Below are 20769 nucleotides of genomic sequence, written 5' to 3'. Positions count from 1 at the left end.
CGGCGTCAGGTGCGTCCCTGGAAAACAAGCCAGCCGGCAACCGTGGACAGTCCGGTGAGCAGGGCGCCCCACAGCATGTCCACCACGATCAGTTGCAGCGGCCACACCTTCAAGGTGGCGGCGTTGGTGAGGTCATACGTCGCGTAGGCAAAGGCGCCCAACGCCGCACCATAACCCAGGGCTGTCAGCCAGCTGCCGCCGTCGAGCGCGGGACGAAGGGCGAAAAACACAATCCCGGCGATGTAAATGGCATAGAAGGCCACGGCGTAACCTAAGTGTGGTTTGTCCGCCAGCAGCTCGCCGATGTGGCTGCGGTAAAAGGGGTTCATCAGTTTGAGCCAGACGGCGTCAAGCGCCGCGAAGGCGGCGGCAACCACGAGGAACTGCAATATGACCATAGGGGAGCATAGCAACATGAACGACGACGCTCCGGAACCCCGCACGCTGACCGTTGTGCGGCAGGAGAAGTCGCTGGGCGCCGGCCGTGACCTGGAGTTCGGCCTGGAACTGCTCGCAAGGGTCAAGGAGGGGGACCTGGGCCCGACGCTCAGGCTTTACCGGCCCGCTCCCACCGTCGCCTTTGGCCAGCGTGACACGCGGTTGCCGGGGTTTGAAGCGGCAGCGCAGGCGTGCCGGGCCAATGGCTTCGAACCCCTGGTCCGCAGGGCCGGGGGGCGGGCGGCCGCCTACCACGAGGGGACCCTGGTGGTGGACCATCTAGAACCGGACGCCGATGCCATAGCCGGTTCAAAAACCAGGTTCAGCTACTTCGGGGACCTGTTTGCCCAGGTGCTGCGCAGCGTCGGCGTCCAGGCGGCGGTAGGCGAGATTCCCGGTGAATACTGCCCCGGCGAGTTCAGCGTGCACGGGACAGACCCGGCTGACGGCCGCCACCAGGTCAAGCTGGTGGGCACGGCGCAGCGCGTGGTGGCCGGCGGCTGGCTGTTCAGTTCCGTCATTGTGGTGGAAAATTCCGCGCCCATCCGCAAAGTGCTGACGGACAGCTATGCCGCGCTGGGACTGGACTGGAATCCCGCAACCGCGGGGGCGGTGGACGACCTGGTCCCCGGCGTGGACGTTGCCGCGGTGGAAGATGCGCTTCTTGCCACCTACGCGGGCCACGCCGTCCTGCAGTCCGCTTCCTTCAGCGGCCTGGGGGCATGACCCGCGCCATGGTTTAGGGCCTACGCTGCGAGGCGGGTCTTGACCTCGGCTGCGGAAGGGTTGGTGGCCGCGGTGCCGTCCGGGAAGAGGACGGTGGGCACCGTGCGGTTGCCGCCGTTAAGCTGCTCCACGAGTTCGGCAGTGCCTTCCACTTCCTCGATGTTGATCTCGGTGTAGCCGATGCCCTGTGCATCCAGCTGCTTCTTCAAACGGTTGCAGTAGCCGCACCAGGTGGTGGAAAACATGGTGATGGTGCCGGAGTCGGGAGTGAAATCCACGGAGCTCTCCTCTGTGTCGATGACGGGTTCGTTCCTGTCAACGGTAACGTGGCGGCCTGTATTCCCCGGCAAACACCGGCCGCAGGCCCTTCACATGTCCTTCGGATGACACCACCTGGTGCCGATGGCATGCTGGAGCCATGTGTGGACGCTATGTGATGGCACGTGCCGTGGGGGACCTGCTTGCCGAGTTCGACGCCGAGCTGGAGGACGAGGTGAGCATCCCGCCATCGTGGAATGTGGCGCCGACCGATGACGTGCCCATCGTCCTGGAACGCCTGGTGGATGACGGGCCGGCGGCCAGGCAGGTCCGCCAGCTCCACGTTGCCCGGTGGGGGCTGGTCCCGTCCTGGGCCAAGGACCCGGGCATCGGCTCGCGGATGATCAACGCCCGCAGTGAGTCCGTCCTTGAAAAGCCGGCGTTCCGGAAGGCCGTCCAGTCGCGGCGCTGTGCCGTCCCGGCTTATCCGGTACTCCCAGGTCCCCGTCTTTTACGTCTTCAACAGTCAGACTTTGCCCTCTGGAAAGTGTTGAAGTCGGCATTACCCGGTACCCGTCTTTGACGCTGCGGCCGTCTTTCGTGTCGTTGCGTGGCGGGCGAGCCGGCCGGGTGGACTATGGGCTTGGCAAAGGAGCCGCGCGATGAGGGTGCAAAGCATACGGTTGGAGGGCGAGGAGCCCACTTGGACTGTTCTGGGCGCTGACCTGCTGCCAGCCAGGGAGATCGAGTCGTATCTTGAGTTCTTGCGTCAGACGGGCGCGTCTCCGAACACAGTGAAGGCTTACGCGCGGGGGTTGGCGTTGTGGTGGGAGTTCCTCGAGCTTCGCGGCCGGAGCTGGGACGTTTTCGGTGTTGAGGATTTTACTGGGTTCCTCGGCTGGATGCGGTCGGGGCTTCCGCCGGGAGTTGCATCGTTGTCCGCCGCACCGGCGCGGATCGCGGCTGCAACGGCGGCCCAGAGACTGCAGGCGGTTCGGTCGTTCTATGTGTTTCAGCAGTGGCGCGGCATCGAGGGAATTCCGGCGCTGTTCCTGGGTCGGAAATCTAGTTCGTCGTACTTGCCGTTCCTGACTCACATCCGACGCGGTTCTCGTGCGGCGTCGGTGTCGGTGAAGGTCCACCGGCGACGGCGGGCGGCACCGACCTTGACGCCCGCCCAGATCGATTCCATCAAACAAGCCTGCGCGCGCTGGGACCCCGGCACGAGGTCGTGGTCGGGATCGATCAGGGACCGGCTGTTCTTTTCTTTGCTTGAGGAGACAGGCATGCGCCTTGGCGAGGCGCTGTCGTTGCAGCATCGGGACTGGCATTCTGGCGGCGGCGAGAATCCGTACATCGAGGTCGTCCCACGGCCCCATCCCCACGGGGCGCGGGTGAAGGGCGGAAATTACCGCAAGCTCTACATTTCCGACGAGCTGGACCGCCTCTACGCCGAGTACGTCTGGCACCTCTGCGAGGCGGGCCTGGACCTGGTGGTGGAGGACATCGACGCGTCATACGTCTTCGTGAACGTCGCCGGCGGAAAGCGCTTCGCACCGATCCGCCCAGAGACGATTTACAAGCTGATCGCCCGGATAAAGCGCGTACTTGGCGACCTTGTGCCGGCGCGGTGGTCCCCGCACTGGTTCCGTCACACGCATGCCACAGCCCTGCTTCTCTCTGGCCGACCGATTCATGTGGTCAGTCGACGACTCGGACACGCCGATGTCCAGACGACCTTGAATACCTACGCCTGGGTGACTGAGGACGAAGAGTTACGGGCACTGGCCGACTGGGCCGCCGCGACAAAACAATGGAGGGACGGGCATGCGGACATCTGACGCAGAAATGGTCGGGATCCTGAGTGCCAGCGGAGCGCCGGGCTTCAATGTGACACGGAACGAGGAACTGCTCAGCGCAGTCCCCGAGGGCCTTCGGCTGCTGCACTACACGCGCGACTCGATCGCGGCCGAGCATCTGAGCTCATTCGGTTTTTATCATGACAAGATCGGCAACATTCACCTCGACGGCCTGACCACGACGATGCAGAACGAGCTGATGTTCGCGATCTGGCGCATCGTCGAGCTCGGCGGCCGGGTGCCCTGCGCGCCGCTGGGATTACTCCTTCGGGAGCTCGCGGCGACATCGCAACGGCTGCAGCGGGCCGGCCAGCCGTTCGAGAGCGTGATGGACTACACGCCGGCCGGATGGCGCACCGAGCTGGCTACGACCTGGGTCCGGCGCACCAAGCAATTACCGAACCCAAACACCATGAGAACCATCTCGTCTTCGCTGGATCGGATTAGCAAACTGCTCTGGTTCGCCTACGACACGAGGCCATGGTGGCAACGAGAGATCTGGGACCTGACCATGGACCGGCGTATCCCCCGGCGCCCCCAGGAGATGCTCTCGCAGGTCGCGGTCCACTGGCACAGACTTCAACCCACGTGGCTCCGTCAGGGCGCGATGTTCTACGTCAAGACGCAGCTCGAGGCGGGCCAGCTGACCTGGGCAAGCGTGCACGGCCGGCATAACGCGCTCCTTCCCTTCGGAGAATTTGCTGCAGCCCGAAATCTGCCGGGTCCGCGACTCACGCCGGACCCTACCCGACTGCGACCACTAATGCTGGAGTTCCTGGGCGAAACCCGCCAGACGAAAGCACGCCATGGAAAGAACACCGGTAAACCGCGCTCGATCGGGAGCGTTGCGCAGATTACCGCGGCAGTCCGGGGCCTCTACGCATTCATGAACGATTTCGGACCGGAGGCTGCGGCCGCGGTCGGTGATGAGCGGTGGACTGGTATTGGTCCTGAGTATCTGAGGTTCTGGCGGCCGGGAGACATCCCGCGCGTTCACAAGAACCGCTACGACGAACGGCACCTGTTCACCGACACAGTCATGTCGGCGCTGGCGTCACATGCCCACTTGCTCGGCGTCCCTCGCCCGCACGGTGGATTAGGGGACGAGCAGGGGATGCGCATTCTGTTGCTGATGATGGCTACCGGACGTCGGATCAATGAAATCTGCATGCTGGATCTGGATCCGATCATCCCGGTTGAAGGCCCCACGCCCGAAGGCGGGAACATCGCGAAACTGCGCTACCAGCAGACGAAAATCATGGACGCGCCGGACACGATCTTCGTCGACCAGGAAGTCACCGCCATCATCGCAGAGCAGCGCCGCTGGCTCACCGAACACTTCGATCCCGGGGTGACTCCCAAGTACTTGTTCGTGAAGGCTCAGGGCAATCTACGCGGCCAGCACCCCTACAAAGACGGACGGTTCCGACAACAACTGCATCATCTCGTTGCCCTCGCCGGGTTGACTGAAGCCGACGGGACCCCGCTGGACCTGGGCAAAACGCACCGGTTCCGGCACACGAAAGCGACAAGCCTGATCAACGCAGGCGTACCCCTGCACGTCGTCCAGCGCTACATGGGCCACCTGAGCCCCGAAATGACGATGCACTACGCGCAGACCCTCGACGCGACAGCGAAAGCCGAGTTCCTCCGCTACCGCAAGATCACAACCTCGGGCTCCGCATCAGCGATCGAAGGTGAGGACCTCTATGAGCTGATGGCGCTGGACTCACGCACCGACCGCGTGCTGCCAAACGGCTGGTGCACACTGCCCCCGGCAAAGAGCTGCGACAAAGGCAACGCCTGCCTCACCTGCAACCTGTTCGTCACCGACGAACGATTCCTTGGCGTCCACGAAGGCGAGGCAGTCGCTCTCGACCAGCTCATCGACAACCGGCAGGCTGCGCACCAGCAACGCACAGGACGACCGATGAGCGAAAACCACGTATGGCTCACACTCCGCCGCCGCGAGCAGCGCGCACTCAAGACCATCGTTGAAACGCTCACTACACAAACGGATAATGCTCACGAGCCAATCCGCGGTGCAGGAGAGCAAACCCGAATCAACGCCGACCGACACGATCCGCAGGAGTCGCAATGACCCGCGGCAACCCGGAACTACTCGCCCAAGCCGCGTCACGAAAACGCCAAGCAGCACGGGACCGCGCTGACGCCGGCATACGCGCGCTACTGAAAGCCGGTACACCCATCACCTTTGAGGCGGTCGCGACGGCGGGCCACGTTTCCAAGGACTTTCTCTACCGCACGCCTGATCTGCGTAACCGCATCCAAGACCTTCGCAGCCGCACTGCCGGCATGCGGGCGGCAGTGCCGCCCAGCGAGCCCGCCGCGGCAACCTCCACAAGCAACATCGTCCGCACACTCACCATCGCCCTCCGAGACGAACGGGCCCGGCATCGGGCGGAGATCTCCGGACTCAAGGCGGCTCTGGAAGCCGCCCATGGCGAACTTCTCCGGCTGCGGCGCCACCCCGGTTTGCCCAAGGCCGATTAGCCAACGGATCCCCGTTCCATCAATGAACGGACGACGTCTGCTGCGAGGGGACAGGATCGGCCGACTGGCAGCGGGGCATAATGGCCCTATGTGCGGCAGATACGTCATGAGCAGAGCTGTCGGTGATCTCCTCGCGGCTTTCGACGTCGAGGAATCCTACGTCGATGAGCTCCAGCCTTCCTACAACGTCGCCCCCACCGACACGGTCCCCCTGATTTTGGACCGGAGTTCGGGAGACGGGGCACCAGTGACACGAAAGTTAGTCACCGCCCGCTGGGGCCTTGTTCCGTCCTGGGCCAAGGACCCCAAAGGCGGCGCGAGACTCATCAACGCCAGAATGGAAACCATCACCGAAAAACCCTCCTTCAGGAAAGCTGCATCCGCAAGACGGGGATTACTCGCAGGCGACGGATACTTTGAGTGGGAAAAAACCCCTGAGGGCGGGAAGATCCCGACATACCTCTACGGGCCGGACAATCAGATTCTTGCCTTCGCCGCCCTCTTTGAAAACTGGCCCGATCCTTCCCTGCCCAACGACCACCCGGACAAATGGCTGCGGACTGCCACGGTCATCACCACTAATGCCTCCGATGCGCTGGGCCACATCCACGACCGCACGCCGCTGATCGTGCCTCCGGAGATGTATTCGGACTGGCTCGACCCGGACACGACCTCCGAGGCAGACGTCCGCGCCCTGCTGGATTCCATGCCCGAACCGCACCTGGTCCCACGTGTGGTCAGCGACCGTGTCAACAACGTCCGCAATGACGGTCCGGAGCTTATTCAACCGGCCGCCGCCGAAAGCTGACACCCCATTTTGCGGGCCCCGCAGCAGCTTGTTACGGCGGTTCCTATTCCGATTGGGGAACGGTCAGGGGGACACAGCTGGGCATTTCGCGCCCATCGTGCAAGGCTGCAGTATCGGGACTCAATATGAGGTTAGATGCGATAGAGCGAAGTGCCACCGATGCGCCTTTGCACCAGTCAACTCAGGCCTCGCCTTGGGTGTCCGGCCTCGACGCGAGAGCCTCTTCAGCCGCCTCCCTCACGACCCACGACTCATCCTCCAGCATCGCTTTGAGCATCTCCGGGCTTGCGCGGTGGTGGCGGGCAACCCTGGCCCGCACGCCGTCATCAACGTCCGAAGCAAGCCTCTGCAGGAGCCCGGTGCCGATCTTCCGTTTGATGGCCACTCCCCGGCGAACTCTCGGCTCCGGGTCTGAGGCGAGCACTTCAAGAACCTCAAGCGGAACACTCTTGTTGTAAGCCACCCACTCCCGCATCTCTGGGTACATTTCGATGACATCGAGCCACACCGCGACGTCCGCCGCCTCATAGCTGGCCCGCTTCTGCTCCGCGGGATCATCACTCGTCCGCAAAGTCAAAAACTCCTCTGCCGAGATAATCAATGCAAATCCTTCCGCGGGGTGAGGAGTCTCGTGGAAACCGTGCGTACTTTGCGCGGCAGTGGTCCCCGTCAAGAAATTCTCTCATTCGCCCCAATTGATCGCTGTCAGATGGGTCCGGCCGGCATCTGTGGCTGCAACGTAGACGAAGGGACCATGTGCACCCGGCTCGGGGTCAGCCCACTGCGGCCCAGGCGCAAGGAGGACATCCACAAGGTCTGGTGCCACTGGATCGGGGTTTGAACTGAACAGCGGTCCGCCGATATAGATCTCGACGAGCCCGTCGATCACGAGTTGGGTAAGGGCTTCGCTCGCTAGTTCTCTCCCGTTTCGGTCGCTACCCGAGAACTCCAGCGCCATATCCCAGAGGCCAGTGAAGTCCTCAGCCGCGAGCACGAGGAGCCTCGTCGCGTTGTCCATCAGTGGCCTCCAAGTGCAGGTTGCCGAGAAGCGAAATCCGCTACCCCGTGGAAGGCAAGATAACGCTCAATGATGTCACCCACCAACCCTGAGTGGGCAGTTCGTAGAGTGTGTATGCTGTGCGAGGGGTTTTTTGTGACCGGGGGACTTTTTCGTCGGCCTTGGCCGCCAGGCCATCGAATTAGCTGCGGTCTCCGTTCGCTCCATTGCATTTTTTCGGCCGCAGCGCCGCTCGGTGGATTATGCCTTCAACGAGGTCAGAGGGACGATCCGATATTCCAAGGCGACAGCATTCGTGGCACGTTTGGCACAGTGAATACGCCGTTTCCTGGGATCCAAACCGCAAAGCCTCGTTTTCTCGATAGCTCCACCACTCTGGCCCTTGGTGTCCGGTGGGCAAGCAGTAGTAAAGAATCTCGCCATCGTTCTTGCGAACGACGATGCCCCACTGTTGCTGTTTCAGCTTTTTCCGCTTGCCCATCTTGCCCCTTCGTCTGGTCCCAATTATCGATCACCAAGCGCCCGTCGCTGGCCGCAAGGGGTCTCCCATATAGACGTCCACAAGCGTCCCGCAAGGCGGTCGTCTGCCGGACGGACGCCGGTTTTGCCTGCGACGTTGTAGCCCCGGTCCGAAGAGCGTCCCGTAGTGTCAGTCCAGTGATCTGTCCGGTGAGGGGGTCCATATCGTCAGCGGAGGTCGGTGGATTAAAGACGCGTCTTCAACAGTTCCAACGCTTACCCGCCGGGGACGACACACAGACAACTACAGATAAGCTGGGGGATGGATACTACGAATGGAAGCAGGGGCCGGGAAAGTCCAAGCAGCCGTACTACGTGCATCCCGGCGAGGGGAAGGGGCTGGTCTTCGCAGGGCTCTACGAGTGGTGGAAGGACCCCGCATGGCCGGCAGGGGAGCCGGGCGGCTGGATGCTCTCCACCTCCATCCTCACCGCTGACACCCCACCGCCGGGCAGCGAGTCAACGGTGTTCGGGAAGCTGACGGCCTTGCACGACCGCGTGCCGCTGCCCATGGACAAAGCAACGATGCAGGCGTGGCTTGACCCCGCCGCCGACGACGCCGCCGGCCTGGTGGACCTGGTGCGGGCGGGGGTCAAGGACGTGGCGGCGGACTGGCGCGTGGACTCGGTGGGCAAAGAGGTCGGCAACGTGCGGAACAACGGGCCGGAACTCATCCGGCCCGTGGAGGCACTCTTCTAGCACTCCGGCTCTAGCACTCCGGCGCGGGCCGGTGGCAGGCGCTAAACGGTGACCGCGCCGTCGTCGTCCACTCTCCACGTGGGGTTGTACGCAACCTCCCAGCGGAAGCCGTCAGGATCGGCGAAATATCCGCTGTACCCGCCCCACGGCTGGGTGATGGGCTCCGCGATGATGGCAGCCCCGGCTGCGGCGGCTTCTTCCATGACCCGGTCCACGTCCTCCGTGGAGGGAAGGTTGTGGCTGAGCGTGATGCAGGGGACCGGCCCGGGCGGGCTCACACCGGCGTCGGCCTGCATCTGGCGCACGTCCCACAGGGACAGCACCAAACCATGGTTCACCTGGATAAACACGACATCCCCCGCAAGCTCGCGCTGGACCGGCCAGCCAAGGCCGTCCACATAGAACGCACGGGAAGCGGAAACGCTGCGGACACCTAGTGAGATGAAGTCGACTCTGGGCTGCATGCTTCGATACTGTCAGACGATGGCGACAATTCAAGGAAACGATAGAGATGCTTTGGCCGACAAGGAACAGCTCGCTGCCGTCCGGATTGCTGTTGACGAGGTGGATGACCAGATTGTCACCCTCATCGCCCGCCGCGAACGGCTGATCCGGATCGCCGGAACCCTCAAAGGCGATGATGCCGAGGTCCGTGCCCCCGGCCGCGTGGAACGGATCATTGAGCATGTCCGCTCGGCTGCGGAGAAAAAAGACATAGACCCGGACATTGTGGAGTCCACGTACCGGGCAATGATCTCCGGCTTCATCGAACTCGAAATGCGGGTCCACAAAGGGAACAGCTGAGCTGCCCCAAGCCTGGAAATTTACAGGTTTTCCTCCACCGGAACCCCGGACTGGAATTCCCGGCCGTCCGCCTCGCTGAAGGCCGACATCACGTGCCCCTGCCCAAGGCCGTTAATGGCCGTGCGCGGAAACTGTCCCGTGATCCTGTTCTCCGAGTGGGTCACCCCGGCAAGGTCATAGTTTTCTTCGAGGCCCTGTTCCCGGTTGAACGAGTAGAACGCGATGGCCTCCCCATTCATGAACTCAATGCATAGCCGCCGTTGTGTTGAATAGTCGGGAGTGGCCCCGACCAGTCCCACCACGTATGCGCCCGATCCCGGAATGGCTCCGTCAATATCGAACGTTGCCACGAGGGTGGAGTCCTGGGCCTGAATCATTGCCTGCTTGAGGAGTGCGTCATCGGTACTCATGGCACCATCCTGCTCCCTGCCGTTCGGTCCGTCCACCCCCGTTTGGGTAGGAAACGGAAAGCGGCGTCGGGATGGCAGGACCTCCCTGGAGGGGGCTGGAGGGTTTTCTATGCACAGGACCCGCCCCCCGCGCTAGACTGGAAGTGTTCGAACAAGTATTCGAATAAACCAGTTTGGATCCGGGAGGCGCCATGGGCATGTTCAGCCAATCCGTGGACGTCGAGTGCACAGCCGAGGGCGTACCGCAGCGACTCCTGTGGGCGGGCCTTTCCTATGCCGTGTGCGCTGAGCCGGTGCGCTGGTATGAACGCAGGCAATGGTGGACGGAGGAAAGCCGCGCGCCGCTTGGCAGCGGCCCCGGACTGGTGGACCACGAAATCTGGCGCGTCCAGGTGCTGCCTGATCACCCCGTCCGTGGAGGCCAGGAAGAGCCCTTGACCCTCGACCTCACCCGGCATATCCAGAGCGGCCGCTGGCGGCTGCTGCGGATCCATGACGCACTCCGGCCCAGGACAGCATGAGCTTCACCCATCTTCACGTCTCCACAGCCTTCAGCGCGCACTATGGCGTTTCCTGGCCGGAGGAACTGGCGCAGGCCGCCGCTGCCGACGATGCAACAGCGCTTGCCTGCACCGACCGGGACGGTTTGTACGGAACCATTAAGCACCTCAAGGCCTGCATGGAAGCGGGCATCGATCCCATAGTGGGGGTTGACCTTGCGGTCTTTGACGACGACGGCGACCACCGCACGCAGCTTGCCGGCAGGGTGGTGGTGCTGGCCCGGGGCAACAACAACGGGGCGGGATACCGCGCGCTCTGCAGGCTGATTTCGGATGCCCATGCCCGCACCTCCGGTAAATCCGGGGGCACGGTTCCAGTCGCCGTGACCAGGGCCGAACTCGCCTCCCGAACCCTCGATCCCCACACCCTGAAACCGGTGTTGACTGTCCTGATCGGGCCTGATTCCGACGTCGGACGCGCCATGGGCGGACGGCGCTACCTTCGTCCGCGCACCCTGTTCAAGCAATGGGTGGACGCCATGCCCGCAGGCACGCTGGTTGCCGAGATTGTTTCCCAGCTCAGCGCACCGGGAAAGCCCCTGAGTACCGCCCATGCGGTCCGCATGCTCAAGCTGGCAGAGGAGCACCATGTTCCTGCCATCCTGACCAACGCCGTCCGGTACTGCGCGGCAGACGGAGCACCCACCGCCGATGTGCTCGACTCAGCCCGCACCCTGAAATCCCTGCCGGAACTCGCGGAAGAGCCCCTGCTGCAGCCAACAGGCCAGGGGTGGCTTAAATCCTCCGCGGAGATGCTCCGCCTGGGCCAGGAGATCATTTCAGCGGCAGGTTATGGCGCAGCGGACCTCAAGCAGCTGATGGCGCAGACCGAGGCGCTCGCGGACCTCTGCAGGATTGATCCGGTCACGGACATGGGGTGGAAGCAGCCGGTGGTGCCGGAGGCCTCAGTCATCGGGATCAGCCAGGATCCGCACCTTGAACTGGTCCAGCGGTGCCAGGCTGGAATCAGCAGGCGGTTCCCGGGAATCACCGGTGCTGAAGGGGCGGGGATGCATGCCCGGCTGGAGCATGAACTTGGCATCATCCGGAACCTCGGTTTTTCCTCCTACTTCCTGACTGTTGCGGAGGTGTCCCGCATGATCCAGGAAATGGGGGTGCGGGCAGCAGCCCGGGGATCCGGCGCCTCAAGCCTGGTCAATTACCTGATCGACGTCAGCCAGGTGAACCCCCTGCAGCACGACCTGATTTTCGAACGCTTCCTTTCGCAGGACCGGGCAACCCTTCCGGACATTGATATCGACGTCGAAAGCGCGGAGCGGCACAACGTCTACCGCCGGATTTTCGAGCGCTTTGGTGCCGAGCGGGTAACCCTGATGAGTATGCAGAACGGCTACCGTGCCCGGGGCGCCGTCAGGGATGCCGGAATGGCGCTGGGCATGGATGACGGGGAAGTGGGGGAGATCGCTAAACAGTTGTGGCGCTTCTCTGCCCGGAACTTCCGCGAAGCGCTCCAGGAAAAACCTGAACTCCGGGAGTTCGCCGGCCGGGTGGAACAGCGGGACCTGGACGGAAACCAGCAGCTTGACCTGCTGGTGGACCTGACGGAACGCCTGGACCGGCTGCCCCGCCATATCTCCATGCATCCCTGCGGCGTGATCCTTGGCGACGCAACCCTGCTTGACCGCACTCCTGTGCAACCTAGCGGACTTGGCCTGCCCATGAGCCAGTTCGATAAGCACGACATGGATCCCATGGGCATGCTCAAGCTTGATGTCCTGGGGGTCCGGATGCAGAGCGCCATGGCCTTTGCCGTGCGGGAAGTCATCCGCATCCACCCCTCCAAGAAACAAGTGGTGGCAGCTGGAAAGCATTCATCCGGTTCTGACGGGACCGGTCCTGACTACATTGCTGACAACGGGCACATCGACCTCAACGCCATACCCCTGGATGATGAAGCAACCTTTGAACTGATCAGGAGCACCCACACCCTGGGCTGCTTCCAGATCGAATCGCCCGGGCAGCGCGAGCTTATCGGCAAGATGGCACCCCGGGAATTCAACGACCTGATCATTGATATTTCACTGTTCCGCCCCGGCCCCATGAAATCGGACATGGTGCGGCCCTTCCTTGAGCACCGGCACGGGTTTGCGCCCGAGGTCTACCCGCACCCACTCCTGAAACCGGTACTTCAGGAAACCCACGGGGTGACCGTGTTCCACGAACAGATCCTGCGGACACTGGACGTGATGACCGGGTGCGGCCTTGCCAAGGCAGATGAATTCCGGCGGGCACTCAGCAGCGAGGCGGGGGTGTCCCGGGTGGAGGAGTATTTCCGAATGCATGCCAAGGCAAAGGGCTTCCAGCCCGATGTCGTGGACAAAGTCTGGGAAACCCTGAAGTCCTTTGCCAGCTTCGGTTTCTGCAAAGCCCACGGGGCGGCCTTCGCCGTACCCACGTACCAGTCGGCCTGGCTGAAGGCGCACCATCCCGAAGCGTTCCTGGCCGGCCTGTGGGAACATGATCCCGGCATGTACCCCAAAAGGCTGCTGGTTGCGGAAGCCCGGCGCCTGGGCATCCCGATCCTTCCGTTGGACATCAACCGCAGCAAGGCAGAATACCGGGTGGAACGGGTGGAGGAAGGCCCGGATGCGGGAAAGCTGGGAATCAGGCTAAGCCTGAACGGCATTTACGGACTGTCCGCAACAGAACTGAAGCGGATCGTCGCCGGCCAGCCCTTTGATTCGCTCGCAGACCTGCGGGCACGTTCCAGGGTCAGCAAGCCCAGCATCAAGCGGCTGGCCCAGTTGGGCGCTTTTGATTCCCTTCACCGGGAGTCGGGCGGCAACGCCAACCGCGCGGACCTTGTCCACCACCTTCAGAAGCTCCAGGTTTCCAGCAGCGGACGGAAAGGCGTGGAGGTGATTGAGGGGCAGCTGTCCCTGCCTTTGGGGGATGTTGAACTGCGCAACGTCAAACCGGGTCTGCCGGCGCCTACCCTGGTGGAAAACGTCCGGGCCGAACTCGACCTCATGGCTGTTGATGTCAGCAGCCACCTGATGGACAGCCACCGGCCGATGCTCAACAGGCTGGGAGTCGTCACGGCGGACAAGCTCCTCGGCCTGCGGAACGGGACGGAGGTATTGGTGGCGGGGGTGCGCGTGGCAACCCAGACACCGCCCATGCGGGGCGGCCGAAGGGTGGTGTTCATCAGTATCGACGACGGCACCGGCTGCATCGATTCGGTCTTCTTCCATGAAGCCCAGGAAAAGGCGGGAATGCTCCTCTTTGGAACCCGCCTGCTCCTGATCCGTGGCACTACCAGGCGGACCGGCCCGCGGGGGATCAGCCTGAGCGCAAGCATGGCCTGGGACCTGAGCCGCACCGAAACCTTGCCGTTCCAGGAGTCCACAGCGCAGGAACCGGAGGCGCAACACCCCTTGGACGGAATCACCAGGACCCTCGCCATCACGGGATTCGGCGGCTGATCCTCCCGTGCGCCGCGTTGGTCGGGCCTCAGCGGAACCGATAGCATTGACGATGGCTGGCTGTGGTCCCCGTATGCCACAAGCTATGAAGCCTTAACTTTGAATAGGAGACACCCGTGTCAGATGCCCAGCAGATCACCCTTCTCGTCGATGGCGAAGAGACCAAGGTGACTACCGGGACAACCGGTGCGGAACTCTTCTTTGAGCGCCGTGATGTTGTAGTAGCCCGCGTCAACGGCGAGCTGAAGGACCTGGACCAGGAACTGCCCGAGGGCGCCGACGTCGAGGGCGTCACCATCGATTCCCCCGACGGGCTGAACGTCCTCCGCCACTCCACCGCCCACGTCATGGCGCAGGCCGTCCAGCAGCTGCGCCCGGACGCCAAGCTGGGCATCGGTCCGTACATCACCGACGGTTTCTACTTCGATTTCGATGTTGCCGAACCGTTCACTCCCGAGGACCTCAAAACCCTCGAAAAGATGATGCAGAAGATCATCAACCAGAACCAGAAGTTCGTCCGCCGCGTGGTCTCCGAGGACCAGGCCCGTGAAGCGATGAAGAACGAGCCCTACAAGCTTGAACTCCTGGGCAAGAAAAACGAGGCCGCGGAAGCCGGCGAAGGCGTCAACGTCGAAGTCGGCGCCGGTGACATCACCATCTACGACAACGTTGAGCGGAAGGAAGGGACCACCGTCTGGTGTGATCTCTGCCGCGGCCCGCACCTGCCCAACACCAAGCTGATCTCCAACGCCTTCGCCCTCACCCGCTCGTCCTCCGCCTACTGGCTGGGCAACCAGAAGAACCAGCAGCTCCAGCGGATATACGGCACGGCCTGGCCCACCAAGGACGCACTCAAGGCCTACCAGGAGCGCATCGCCGAGGCCGAACGCCGCGACCACCGCAAACTCGGCTCCGAACTTGACTTGTTCTCCTTCCCGGACGAACTCGGCTCGGGCCTTCCCGTCTTCCACCCCAAGGGCGGCATCATCCGCAAGGAGATGGAGGACTACTCCCGCCAGCGGCATGTCGAGGCCGGCTACGAGTTCGTCTACACGCCGCACATCACCAAGGGCCACCTGTACGAGGTCTCCGGCCACTTGGACTGGTACAAGGACGGCATGTTCCCGGCCATGCACGTGGACGCCGAACTCAACGAGGACGGCACCGTCCGCAAACCCGGCCAGGACTACTACCTCAAGCCGATGAACTGCCCCATGCACAACCTGATCTTCCGGGCGCGCGGACGCTCGTACCGTGAGCTGCCCTTGCGGCTGTTCGAATTCGGGTCCGTGTACCGGTACGAGAAGTCCGGCGTGGTGCACGGCCTGACCCGGGTCCGGGGCATGACACAGGACGACGCCCACATCTACTGCACCCGCGAGCAGATGAAGGACGAGCTCACCAAAACACTGAACTTCGTCCTTGGCCTCCTCAAGGACTACGGTCTGAACGACTTCTACCTGGAACTCTCCACCAAGGATCCTGAGAAGTACGTTGGCGAGGATGCCGCCTGGGAAGAGGCCACGCGGACACTTTCGGAAGTGGCCCAGGAATCCGGGCTTGAGCTTGTCCCCGATCCGGGCGGAGCCGCGTTCTACGGCCCTAAGATCTCCGTGCAGGCTAAGGACGCCCTGGGCCGCACCTGGCAGATGTCCACCATCCAGCTGGACTTCAACCTGCCGGAGCGGTTCGAACTCGAATTCCAGGCCGCAGACGGCACCCGCCAGCGGCCCGTCATGATCCACCGGGCATTGTTCGGATCGATCGAGCGCTTCATGGGCGTGCTCACCGAGCATTACGCCGGCGCCTTCCCCGCGTGGCTGGCCCCCGTGCAGGTGGTGGGCATCCCGGTTGCCGAAACGTTCAACGAGTACATGTTCGACGTCGTCGACCAGCTCAAGGCTGCGGGCATCCGTGCCGAGGTGGACACCTCCTCGGACCGGTTCCCGAAGAAGATCCGCACCGCCAGCAAGGACAAGATCCCGTTCGTGCTGATCGCCGGCGGGGATGACGCAGAGGCCGGCGCGGTCTCGTTCCGCTTCCGCGACGGAAGCCAGGACAACGGCGTGCCCGTGGCAGAGGCAGTCAAGCGGATCACGGAAGCCGTCCGTAACCGGACCAGCTAGCGGAAACGGAACAGCACCGTGCAGGAGAACACAGGCGCAGGGTATCCAGGCGATGCCGGCGTTACCGACGACTTTGACCTCGCCGGTGTCCCGGACGCCTTCCAGCGCCTGTGGACTCCGCACCGCATGGCCTATATCAAGGGCGGGCAGCACCAGTTCAAGAACGAAAATGACTGCCCCTTCTGCGTAGGACCCGGACGGACTGACGAGGAAGCCCTCATCGTCCACCGGGGAAAGACCTGCTACGTGGTGCTGAACCTCTTTCCCTACAATCCTGGGCACCTCCTGGTCTGCCCGTACCGCCACATACCCGACTACACGGACCTGACCCTCGATGAGACCGCCGAGTTCGCGGAGCTCACGCAGACAGCCATGCGGGTCCTGCGGAAAGTGGCCAACCCGGGCGGATTCAACCTCGGCATGAACCAGGGCGTGGTGGGCGGTGCCGGGATCGCGGCGCACCTGCACCAGCACATCGTTCCCCGCTGGGGCGGTGACGGAAACTTCTTCCCGATCATCGCTCAGACCAAGGCCATCACGCAGACCCTGGACGAGGTCCGCCAGCAGGTGGCCGACGCCTGGCCGGGGGAGACGGATGCTGAATAGGCACGCCCGCGGCTTTTTCACCGCGCTGTTCACCCCGCTTGCCCGCTGGCTCCTCAAGATGGGTGTTTCACCGGATGCGGTAACGGTCATCGGCACCGTCGGCGTCGTAGTGGGAGCCCTGGTCTTTTATCCGCTCGGCCAGCTTTGGTGGGGAACCCTGTTCATCACCGCGTTTATCTTCTCCGACGTCCTGGACGGCATCATGGCCAGGATGCGGGAGGTAGGCAGTCGGTGGGGCAACTTCCTCGACTCCACGCTTGACCGGATCGCGGACGGCGCCCTGTTCGCCGGACTGGCCGTCTGGTTTTTCACCGGCGGGGCGAACATTCCCATCGCGGTGGCAGCCATGGTCTGCCTGGTCCTGGGCATGGTGGTGTCGTATGCCCGGGCCAAGGCCGAATCGCTGGGCTTTACGGCCAACACCGGCATCGCGGAACGGGCAGAACGCCTGGTCTCGGTGCTGGTTGTTACCGGTTTCACCGGGTTGGGCCTCCCGGAGGTGGTGCTGCTGGTGACGCTCCTGCTGCTTGCCGTGGCCAGCTTCATCACGGTGGTCCAGCGCGTGCTGTCCGTCCGCCGCCAGTCCCTCGCAGAGCCCTCGCCTGCTGATTAACGCGAATTAAGCCCGCTGGCCGCGGTGAGACTAGTATTAGGACTGCCCGGTCAATGGATCCGGCAACCCGGTGCGTGTACATCGGCATCTCCGTGCCGCCCTGCACCCCGGCGAAGGTCATCTATCTACCCATAGGGGTTTTTGTGTCTACACCTGATGTAAGCAGCGAAGCCGGTTCGTCCGCGAACAGCGTCACGGGCAGCAACCGCGTCAAGCGCGGCATGGCTGAGATGCTCAAGGGCGGCGTCATCATGGACGTCGTCAACGTCGAACAGGCCCGCATCGCCGAAGACGCCGGTGCCGTTGCTGTGATGGCGCTGGAACGCGTTCCGGCCGATATCCGCGCCCAGGGCGGCGTGTCCCGCATGTCGGATCCGGACATGATCGACCAGATCATCGACGCCGTATCCATCCCCGTCATGGCGAAGGCCCGGATCGGCCACTTCGTGGAGGCGCAGGTCCTGCAGTCCCTCGGCGTGGACTACATCGACGAGTCCGAGGTCCTCACCCCGGCCGACTACGTCAACCACATCGACAAGTGGAAGTTCAAGGTCCCCTTCGTCTGCGGTGCGACAAATCTTGGTGAGGCGCTGCGCCGCATCAACGAGGGTGCGGCGATGATCCGTTCCAAGGGCGAGGCCGGCACCGGCGACGTCTCCAACGCCACCGGCCACATGCGCCAGATCCGCGCCGAAATCGCCAAGCTCGCCGCCCTGCCCGAGGATGAGCTGTACGTCGCGGCCAAGGAGCTCCAGGCACCGTACGAGCTGGTCAAGGAAGTTGCCGCTGCCGGCAAGCTTCCCGTGGTCCTGTTCACCGCCGGCGGCATCGCCACCCCGGCCGACGCCGCCATGATGATGCAGCTCGGCGCCGACGGCGTGTTTGTCGGCTCCGGCATCTTCAAGTCCGGCAACCCCGCCCAGCGCGCCGCCGCCGTCGTGAAGGCCACCACCTTCTTCGACGACCCCGATGTCATCGCCAAGGCCTCCCGCGGCCTGGGCGAAGCCATGGTGGGTATCAACGTTGACGAGATCCCCCAGCCGCACCGCCTCGCCGAGCGCGGCTGGTAATTTTTCTGGTTCGCGCCTGGCGGCGCTGATCCTCTGCGCGCTATTCCCCGCGTCCCGCTGCCGCCATTCTGGCGGTAGTTGGACGCGGGGCCCCTTTTACGCACGCTGCCGGACCGCGCCGCCCGTCGCCTTGCTGTGTGTTGTAACTGACGACGCCGGTTCCTCACCCTCCGCGGGTGGGGGACCGGCGTCGTTCATTTAACCCAACTGAGTAGCGCTAAGTGTCGTTTTGAGGGCTCAGAACGACACTTGGCGCTACCCAGTTGGGAGCCGGCACGTTACTCGAGGCCGCGGCGCTTGAGGAGGGGCTCGAGCCGGGCGTCGCGGCCGCGGAGGGTGCGGAAGGATTCCAGCGGGTCACGGCTGTTTCCCCGTGACAGCAGCTCCTCGCGGAAACGCTGGCCGTTGGCGCGGGTGAGGCCGCCGTTTTCGGTGAACCAGTCGACGGTCTCGGCGTCCAGGACCTCGCTCCAGATGTACGAGTAGTAGCCCGCCGCGTACCCTGCGCCTGCGAAGACGTGCTGGAAGTAGCCGGTCCGGTAGCGCGGCGGAATCAAGGCGTGGGCGATGCCGGCGGCAGCGAGCGCCTTGTCCTCGAAAGCCGCGGCGTCGTCGGGAACATCGCCGGCCGCGAGGACATGCCAGGCCAGGTCCAATAAGGCAGCGCCCAAGTACTCGGTGGTGGCGAAGCCTTCGCCCCACAGCCGGGATTCGTTCAGCTTTTCAACGACACCTGCCGGAAGGGGTTCGCCGGTGGCGTGGTGGCGGGCATAGTTGGCCAGTACCGCGGGCCACATGATCCACATCTCGTTGACCTGGGACGGGTATTCCACAAAGTCGCGGGGCACCGCCGTGCCGGAAAAGCGCGGATACGTAACGTTGGAAAAGAGCCCGTGCAGGGCATGGCCAAATTCGTGGAACGTGGTCCGCAGCTCATCCAGGGTCAGCAGGGTCGGTTCGCCTGCCGGCGGCTTGGAGATGTTCAGGTTGTTGATGACAACCGGCCTGGTTCCCAGCAGTCCCGCCTGCTCAACCAGTGAATTCATCCAGGCGCCGCCACGCTTGGACTCGCGTGTGTAGTAGTCACCCAGGAACAGCCCCAGTCCCTCCCCGTCCTCGCCGCGGACCTCCCACACGCGCACATCGGGGTGGTAGCCGGACAGGTCCTTCCGCTCGTGGAAGGTAATGCCGTACAGGGATGTGGCGGCGAAGAAGACCCCCTCGGCCAGGACCCGGTCAAGTTCAAAATAGGGTCGCAGCTCCTGTTCGTCCACCGCGTACTTCTCGCGGCGGACCCTGGCGGAGTAGAAGGCCCAGTCCCAGGCCTCCAGCGGATGGCCCGCAGCCTCGGCCAGCGCCGCCGCCTCTGCGTCTGCGTTCCGCACTGCTGCCGGCGCCATGCGGCTAAGCATGGACTGGACAGATTCGAAGTCCGGAGCAGTCTGGCGGTCCACCACCAGCTCGGCGTAATTGGCAAAGCCGAGCAGCGACGCCTTCTCGGCGCGAAGTCCTGCCATGGAGGTGGCGAGTCCGAGCACGTCAAGGCTGCCGCCGCTGCTGCCCCGGGCTACGGAGGCTTCGAAGAGCCGACGGCGGATGTCGCGGTTTTCGAGGGCGGCCAGGGCTGGCTGGTTGCTGGGCTGGATCAGCGTCAGCAGGAACTTCCCTTCATGACCGGCCGCGCGGGCAGCCTCCGCGGCGCTGGCAATGTCATCAGCCGGCAGGCCCGCGAGGTCGCCGGCGTGGTCCAGCAGGAGGGCCGCAGACTTCATGCCTTCCTTGACCCGCTGGCCGAACTCCGTGCCCAGCCGTGAGAGTTCGGCATTGATGGCGCGGAGCCTGTCCTGGCCCGGGCCGTCAAGCTGGATGCCGGACTGCCGGAACTCCTTGAGGTACTCCTCCACGAGGCGCACGGACTCGGCGTCGCACCCCGCAGTGTCAATCGCGGCGAAACGCTCAAACAATGCCCGGTTCAGGTACACCTCGTCCTGGTGTGCGGAGAAGAGTGGGGAGAGTTTCGTCTCGAGGTCCCGAATCACGTCAGAGGCATCGGCTGAGACAAGTGTGAAAAAGGAGGCTGCCGCCCTCTCCAGCAGCCGGCCGGAGCGCTCCATCGCCAGGGCCGTGTTCTCGAAGGTGGCGGGATCGGGGTTGTCCACGATGGCCTGGATTTCGGCCAGGTGCCCGGCGAGGCCCGCTTCGATGGCTTCCTGGTAATGGGCGGGTTGGATCTCGGCGAAAGGCGGGAGTCCGTACGGCAGGGGACTCGGCGCCAGGAGGGGGTTGGTCATGAAC

General features: G+C 63.7%; 19 protein-coding genes and 2 pseudogenes. 14 read left to right on the top strand and 7 right to left on the bottom strand.

Going from position 1 to position 20769, the window contains the following annotated elements; all coding sequences use genetic code 11:
• Positions 1-5: 5 nt before the first annotated feature.
• A complete protein-coding gene (locus FHJ30_RS11010; RefSeq protein WP_139029349.1) occupies positions 6-398 on the bottom strand; it encodes a DUF2177 family protein in 393 nt (130 codons plus the stop codon).
• 16 nt (positions 399-414) lie between these two features.
• Here FHJ30_RS11010 and FHJ30_RS11005 point away from each other — a divergent pair, with 16 nt between their 5' ends.
• Positions 415-1164: a lipoyl protein ligase domain-containing protein gene (locus FHJ30_RS11005; protein ID WP_139029348.1), complete on the top strand. Its 750-nt coding sequence runs from the start codon at positions 415-417 to the stop codon at positions 1162-1164.
• Positions 1165-1184: 20 nt separating this feature from the next.
• Here the strand turns inward: FHJ30_RS11005 and FHJ30_RS11000 are convergent, their stop codons facing one another.
• Positions 1185-1442: a mycoredoxin gene (locus FHJ30_RS11000; protein ID WP_104998100.1), complete on the bottom strand. Its 258-nt coding sequence runs from the start codon at positions 1440-1442 to the stop codon at positions 1185-1187.
• Between the two features lie 140 nt (positions 1443-1582).
• Here FHJ30_RS11000 and FHJ30_RS10995 point away from each other — a divergent pair.
• From FHJ30_RS10995 to FHJ30_RS10975, 5 genes and pseudogenes are all read left to right on the top strand, one after another.
• Positions 1583-1906: pseudogene (locus tag FHJ30_RS10995) on the top strand (SOS response-associated peptidase); the annotation flags it as partial.
• A 178-nt stretch (positions 1907-2084) separates the two neighbouring features.
• The gene (locus FHJ30_RS10990) at positions 2085-3263 is read left to right on the top strand and encodes a tyrosine-type recombinase/integrase (protein ID WP_139029347.1); all 1179 of its coding nucleotides are present in this window, start codon (positions 2085-2087) and stop codon (positions 3261-3263) included.
• Positions 3250-5382, top strand: a complete 2133-nt coding sequence (locus FHJ30_RS10985; protein ID WP_139029346.1) for a tyrosine-type recombinase/integrase — start codon at positions 3250-3252, stop codon at positions 5380-5382. Before FHJ30_RS10990 ends, FHJ30_RS10985 begins: the two co-directional genes overlap by 14 nt.
• The gene (locus FHJ30_RS10980; protein ID WP_139029345.1) at positions 5379-5795 is read left to right on the top strand and encodes a DUF6262 family protein; all 417 of its coding nucleotides are present in this window, start codon (positions 5379-5381) and stop codon (positions 5793-5795) included. The genes FHJ30_RS10985 and FHJ30_RS10980 overlap by 4 nt, the downstream gene beginning before the upstream one ends.
• An 88-nt stretch (positions 5796-5883) precedes the next feature.
• A complete protein-coding gene (locus FHJ30_RS10975; protein ID WP_139029344.1) occupies positions 5884-6603 on the top strand; it encodes an SOS response-associated peptidase in 720 nt (239 codons plus the stop codon).
• 181 nt (positions 6604-6784) lie between these two features.
• On the opposite strand, the gene FHJ30_RS10970 is transcribed toward FHJ30_RS10975, so the two are convergent.
• Entirely contained in the window at positions 6785-7204 is a 420-nt protein-coding gene (locus tag FHJ30_RS10970) for a HEAT repeat domain-containing protein (RefSeq protein WP_139029343.1), read from the bottom strand.
• Positions 7205-7285: 81 nt separating this feature from the next.
• Positions 7286-7621, bottom strand: a complete 336-nt coding sequence (locus tag FHJ30_RS10965; RefSeq protein ID WP_139029342.1) for a hypothetical protein — start codon at positions 7619-7621, stop codon at positions 7286-7288.
• A 780-nt stretch (positions 7622-8401) separates the two neighbouring features.
• Here FHJ30_RS10965 and FHJ30_RS21910 point away from each other — a divergent pair.
• Positions 8402-8839, top strand: a pseudogene (locus FHJ30_RS21910) (SOS response-associated peptidase); the annotation flags it as partial.
• Positions 8840-8880: 41 nt separating this feature from the next.
• Here the strand turns inward: FHJ30_RS21910 and FHJ30_RS10955 are convergent.
• Positions 8881-9303, bottom strand: coding sequence for a VOC family protein (locus FHJ30_RS10955; protein ID WP_139029341.1), 423 nt, complete (start codon positions 9301-9303; stop codon positions 8881-8883).
• A gap of 19 nt (positions 9304-9322) precedes the next feature.
• Between FHJ30_RS10955 and FHJ30_RS10950 the strand changes: the two genes are divergently transcribed.
• Positions 9323-9643, top strand: coding sequence for a chorismate mutase (locus tag FHJ30_RS10950; protein WP_104998094.1), 321 nt, complete (start codon positions 9323-9325; stop codon positions 9641-9643).
• Between the two features lie 20 nt (positions 9644-9663).
• On the opposite strand, the gene FHJ30_RS10945 is transcribed toward FHJ30_RS10950, so the two are convergent.
• Positions 9664-10053, bottom strand: coding sequence for a hypothetical protein (locus tag FHJ30_RS10945; RefSeq protein WP_139029340.1), 390 nt, complete (start codon positions 10051-10053; stop codon positions 9664-9666).
• 191 nt (positions 10054-10244) lie between these two features.
• On the opposite strand from FHJ30_RS10945, the gene FHJ30_RS10940 reads away from it, so the two are divergent.
• The 6 genes from FHJ30_RS10940 to pdxS all read left to right on the top strand — a co-directional run bounded on the left by FHJ30_RS10940 (position 10245) and on the right by pdxS (position 18474).
• On the top strand, positions 10245-10574 hold the full coding sequence (locus FHJ30_RS10940) for a DUF6504 family protein (protein ID WP_139029339.1): 330 nt from the start codon (positions 10245-10247) through the stop codon (positions 10572-10574).
• Positions 10571-14059: a DNA polymerase III subunit alpha gene (locus tag FHJ30_RS10935; RefSeq protein WP_139029338.1), complete on the top strand. Its 3489-nt coding sequence runs from the start codon at positions 10571-10573 to the stop codon at positions 14057-14059. Before FHJ30_RS10940 ends, FHJ30_RS10935 begins: the two co-directional genes overlap by 4 nt.
• 116 nt (positions 14060-14175) lie before the next feature.
• Positions 14176-16185, top strand: a complete 2010-nt coding sequence (gene thrS / locus FHJ30_RS10930; RefSeq protein ID WP_139029337.1) for a threonine--tRNA ligase — start codon at positions 14176-14178, stop codon at positions 16183-16185.
• Positions 16186-16203: 18 nt separating this feature from the next.
• Entirely contained in the window at positions 16204-16791 is a 588-nt protein-coding gene (locus FHJ30_RS10925) for an HIT domain-containing protein (RefSeq protein ID WP_139029336.1), read from the top strand.
• On the top strand, positions 16781-17404 hold the full coding sequence (pgsA, locus tag FHJ30_RS10920; RefSeq protein WP_139029335.1) for a phosphatidylinositol phosphate synthase: 624 nt from the start codon (positions 16781-16783) through the stop codon (positions 17402-17404). The genes FHJ30_RS10925 and pgsA overlap by 11 nt, the downstream gene beginning before the upstream one ends.
• Before the next feature lie 143 nt (positions 17405-17547).
• Positions 17548-18474 (top strand): pyridoxal 5'-phosphate synthase lyase subunit PdxS, encoded by a 927-nt coding sequence (gene pdxS, locus FHJ30_RS10915; RefSeq protein WP_139029467.1) that lies wholly within the window; start codon positions 17548-17550, stop codon positions 18472-18474.
• A gap of 278 nt (positions 18475-18752) precedes the next feature.
• On the opposite strand, the gene FHJ30_RS10910 is transcribed toward pdxS, so the two are convergent.
• On the bottom strand, positions 18753-20765 hold the full coding sequence (locus FHJ30_RS10910; protein WP_139029334.1) for a M3 family metallopeptidase: 2013 nt from the start codon (positions 20763-20765) through the stop codon (positions 18753-18755).
• Between the last annotated feature and the right edge of the window lie 4 nt (positions 20766-20769).

The organism is Arthrobacter sp. BB-1 (assembly GCF_006151685.1).
Lineage (GTDB): Bacteria > Actinomycetota > Actinomycetes > Actinomycetales > Micrococcaceae > Arthrobacter.
The sequence above is the reverse complement of the archived record's forward strand: the minus strand, read 5'-3'. Positions and strand labels throughout refer to the sequence as shown.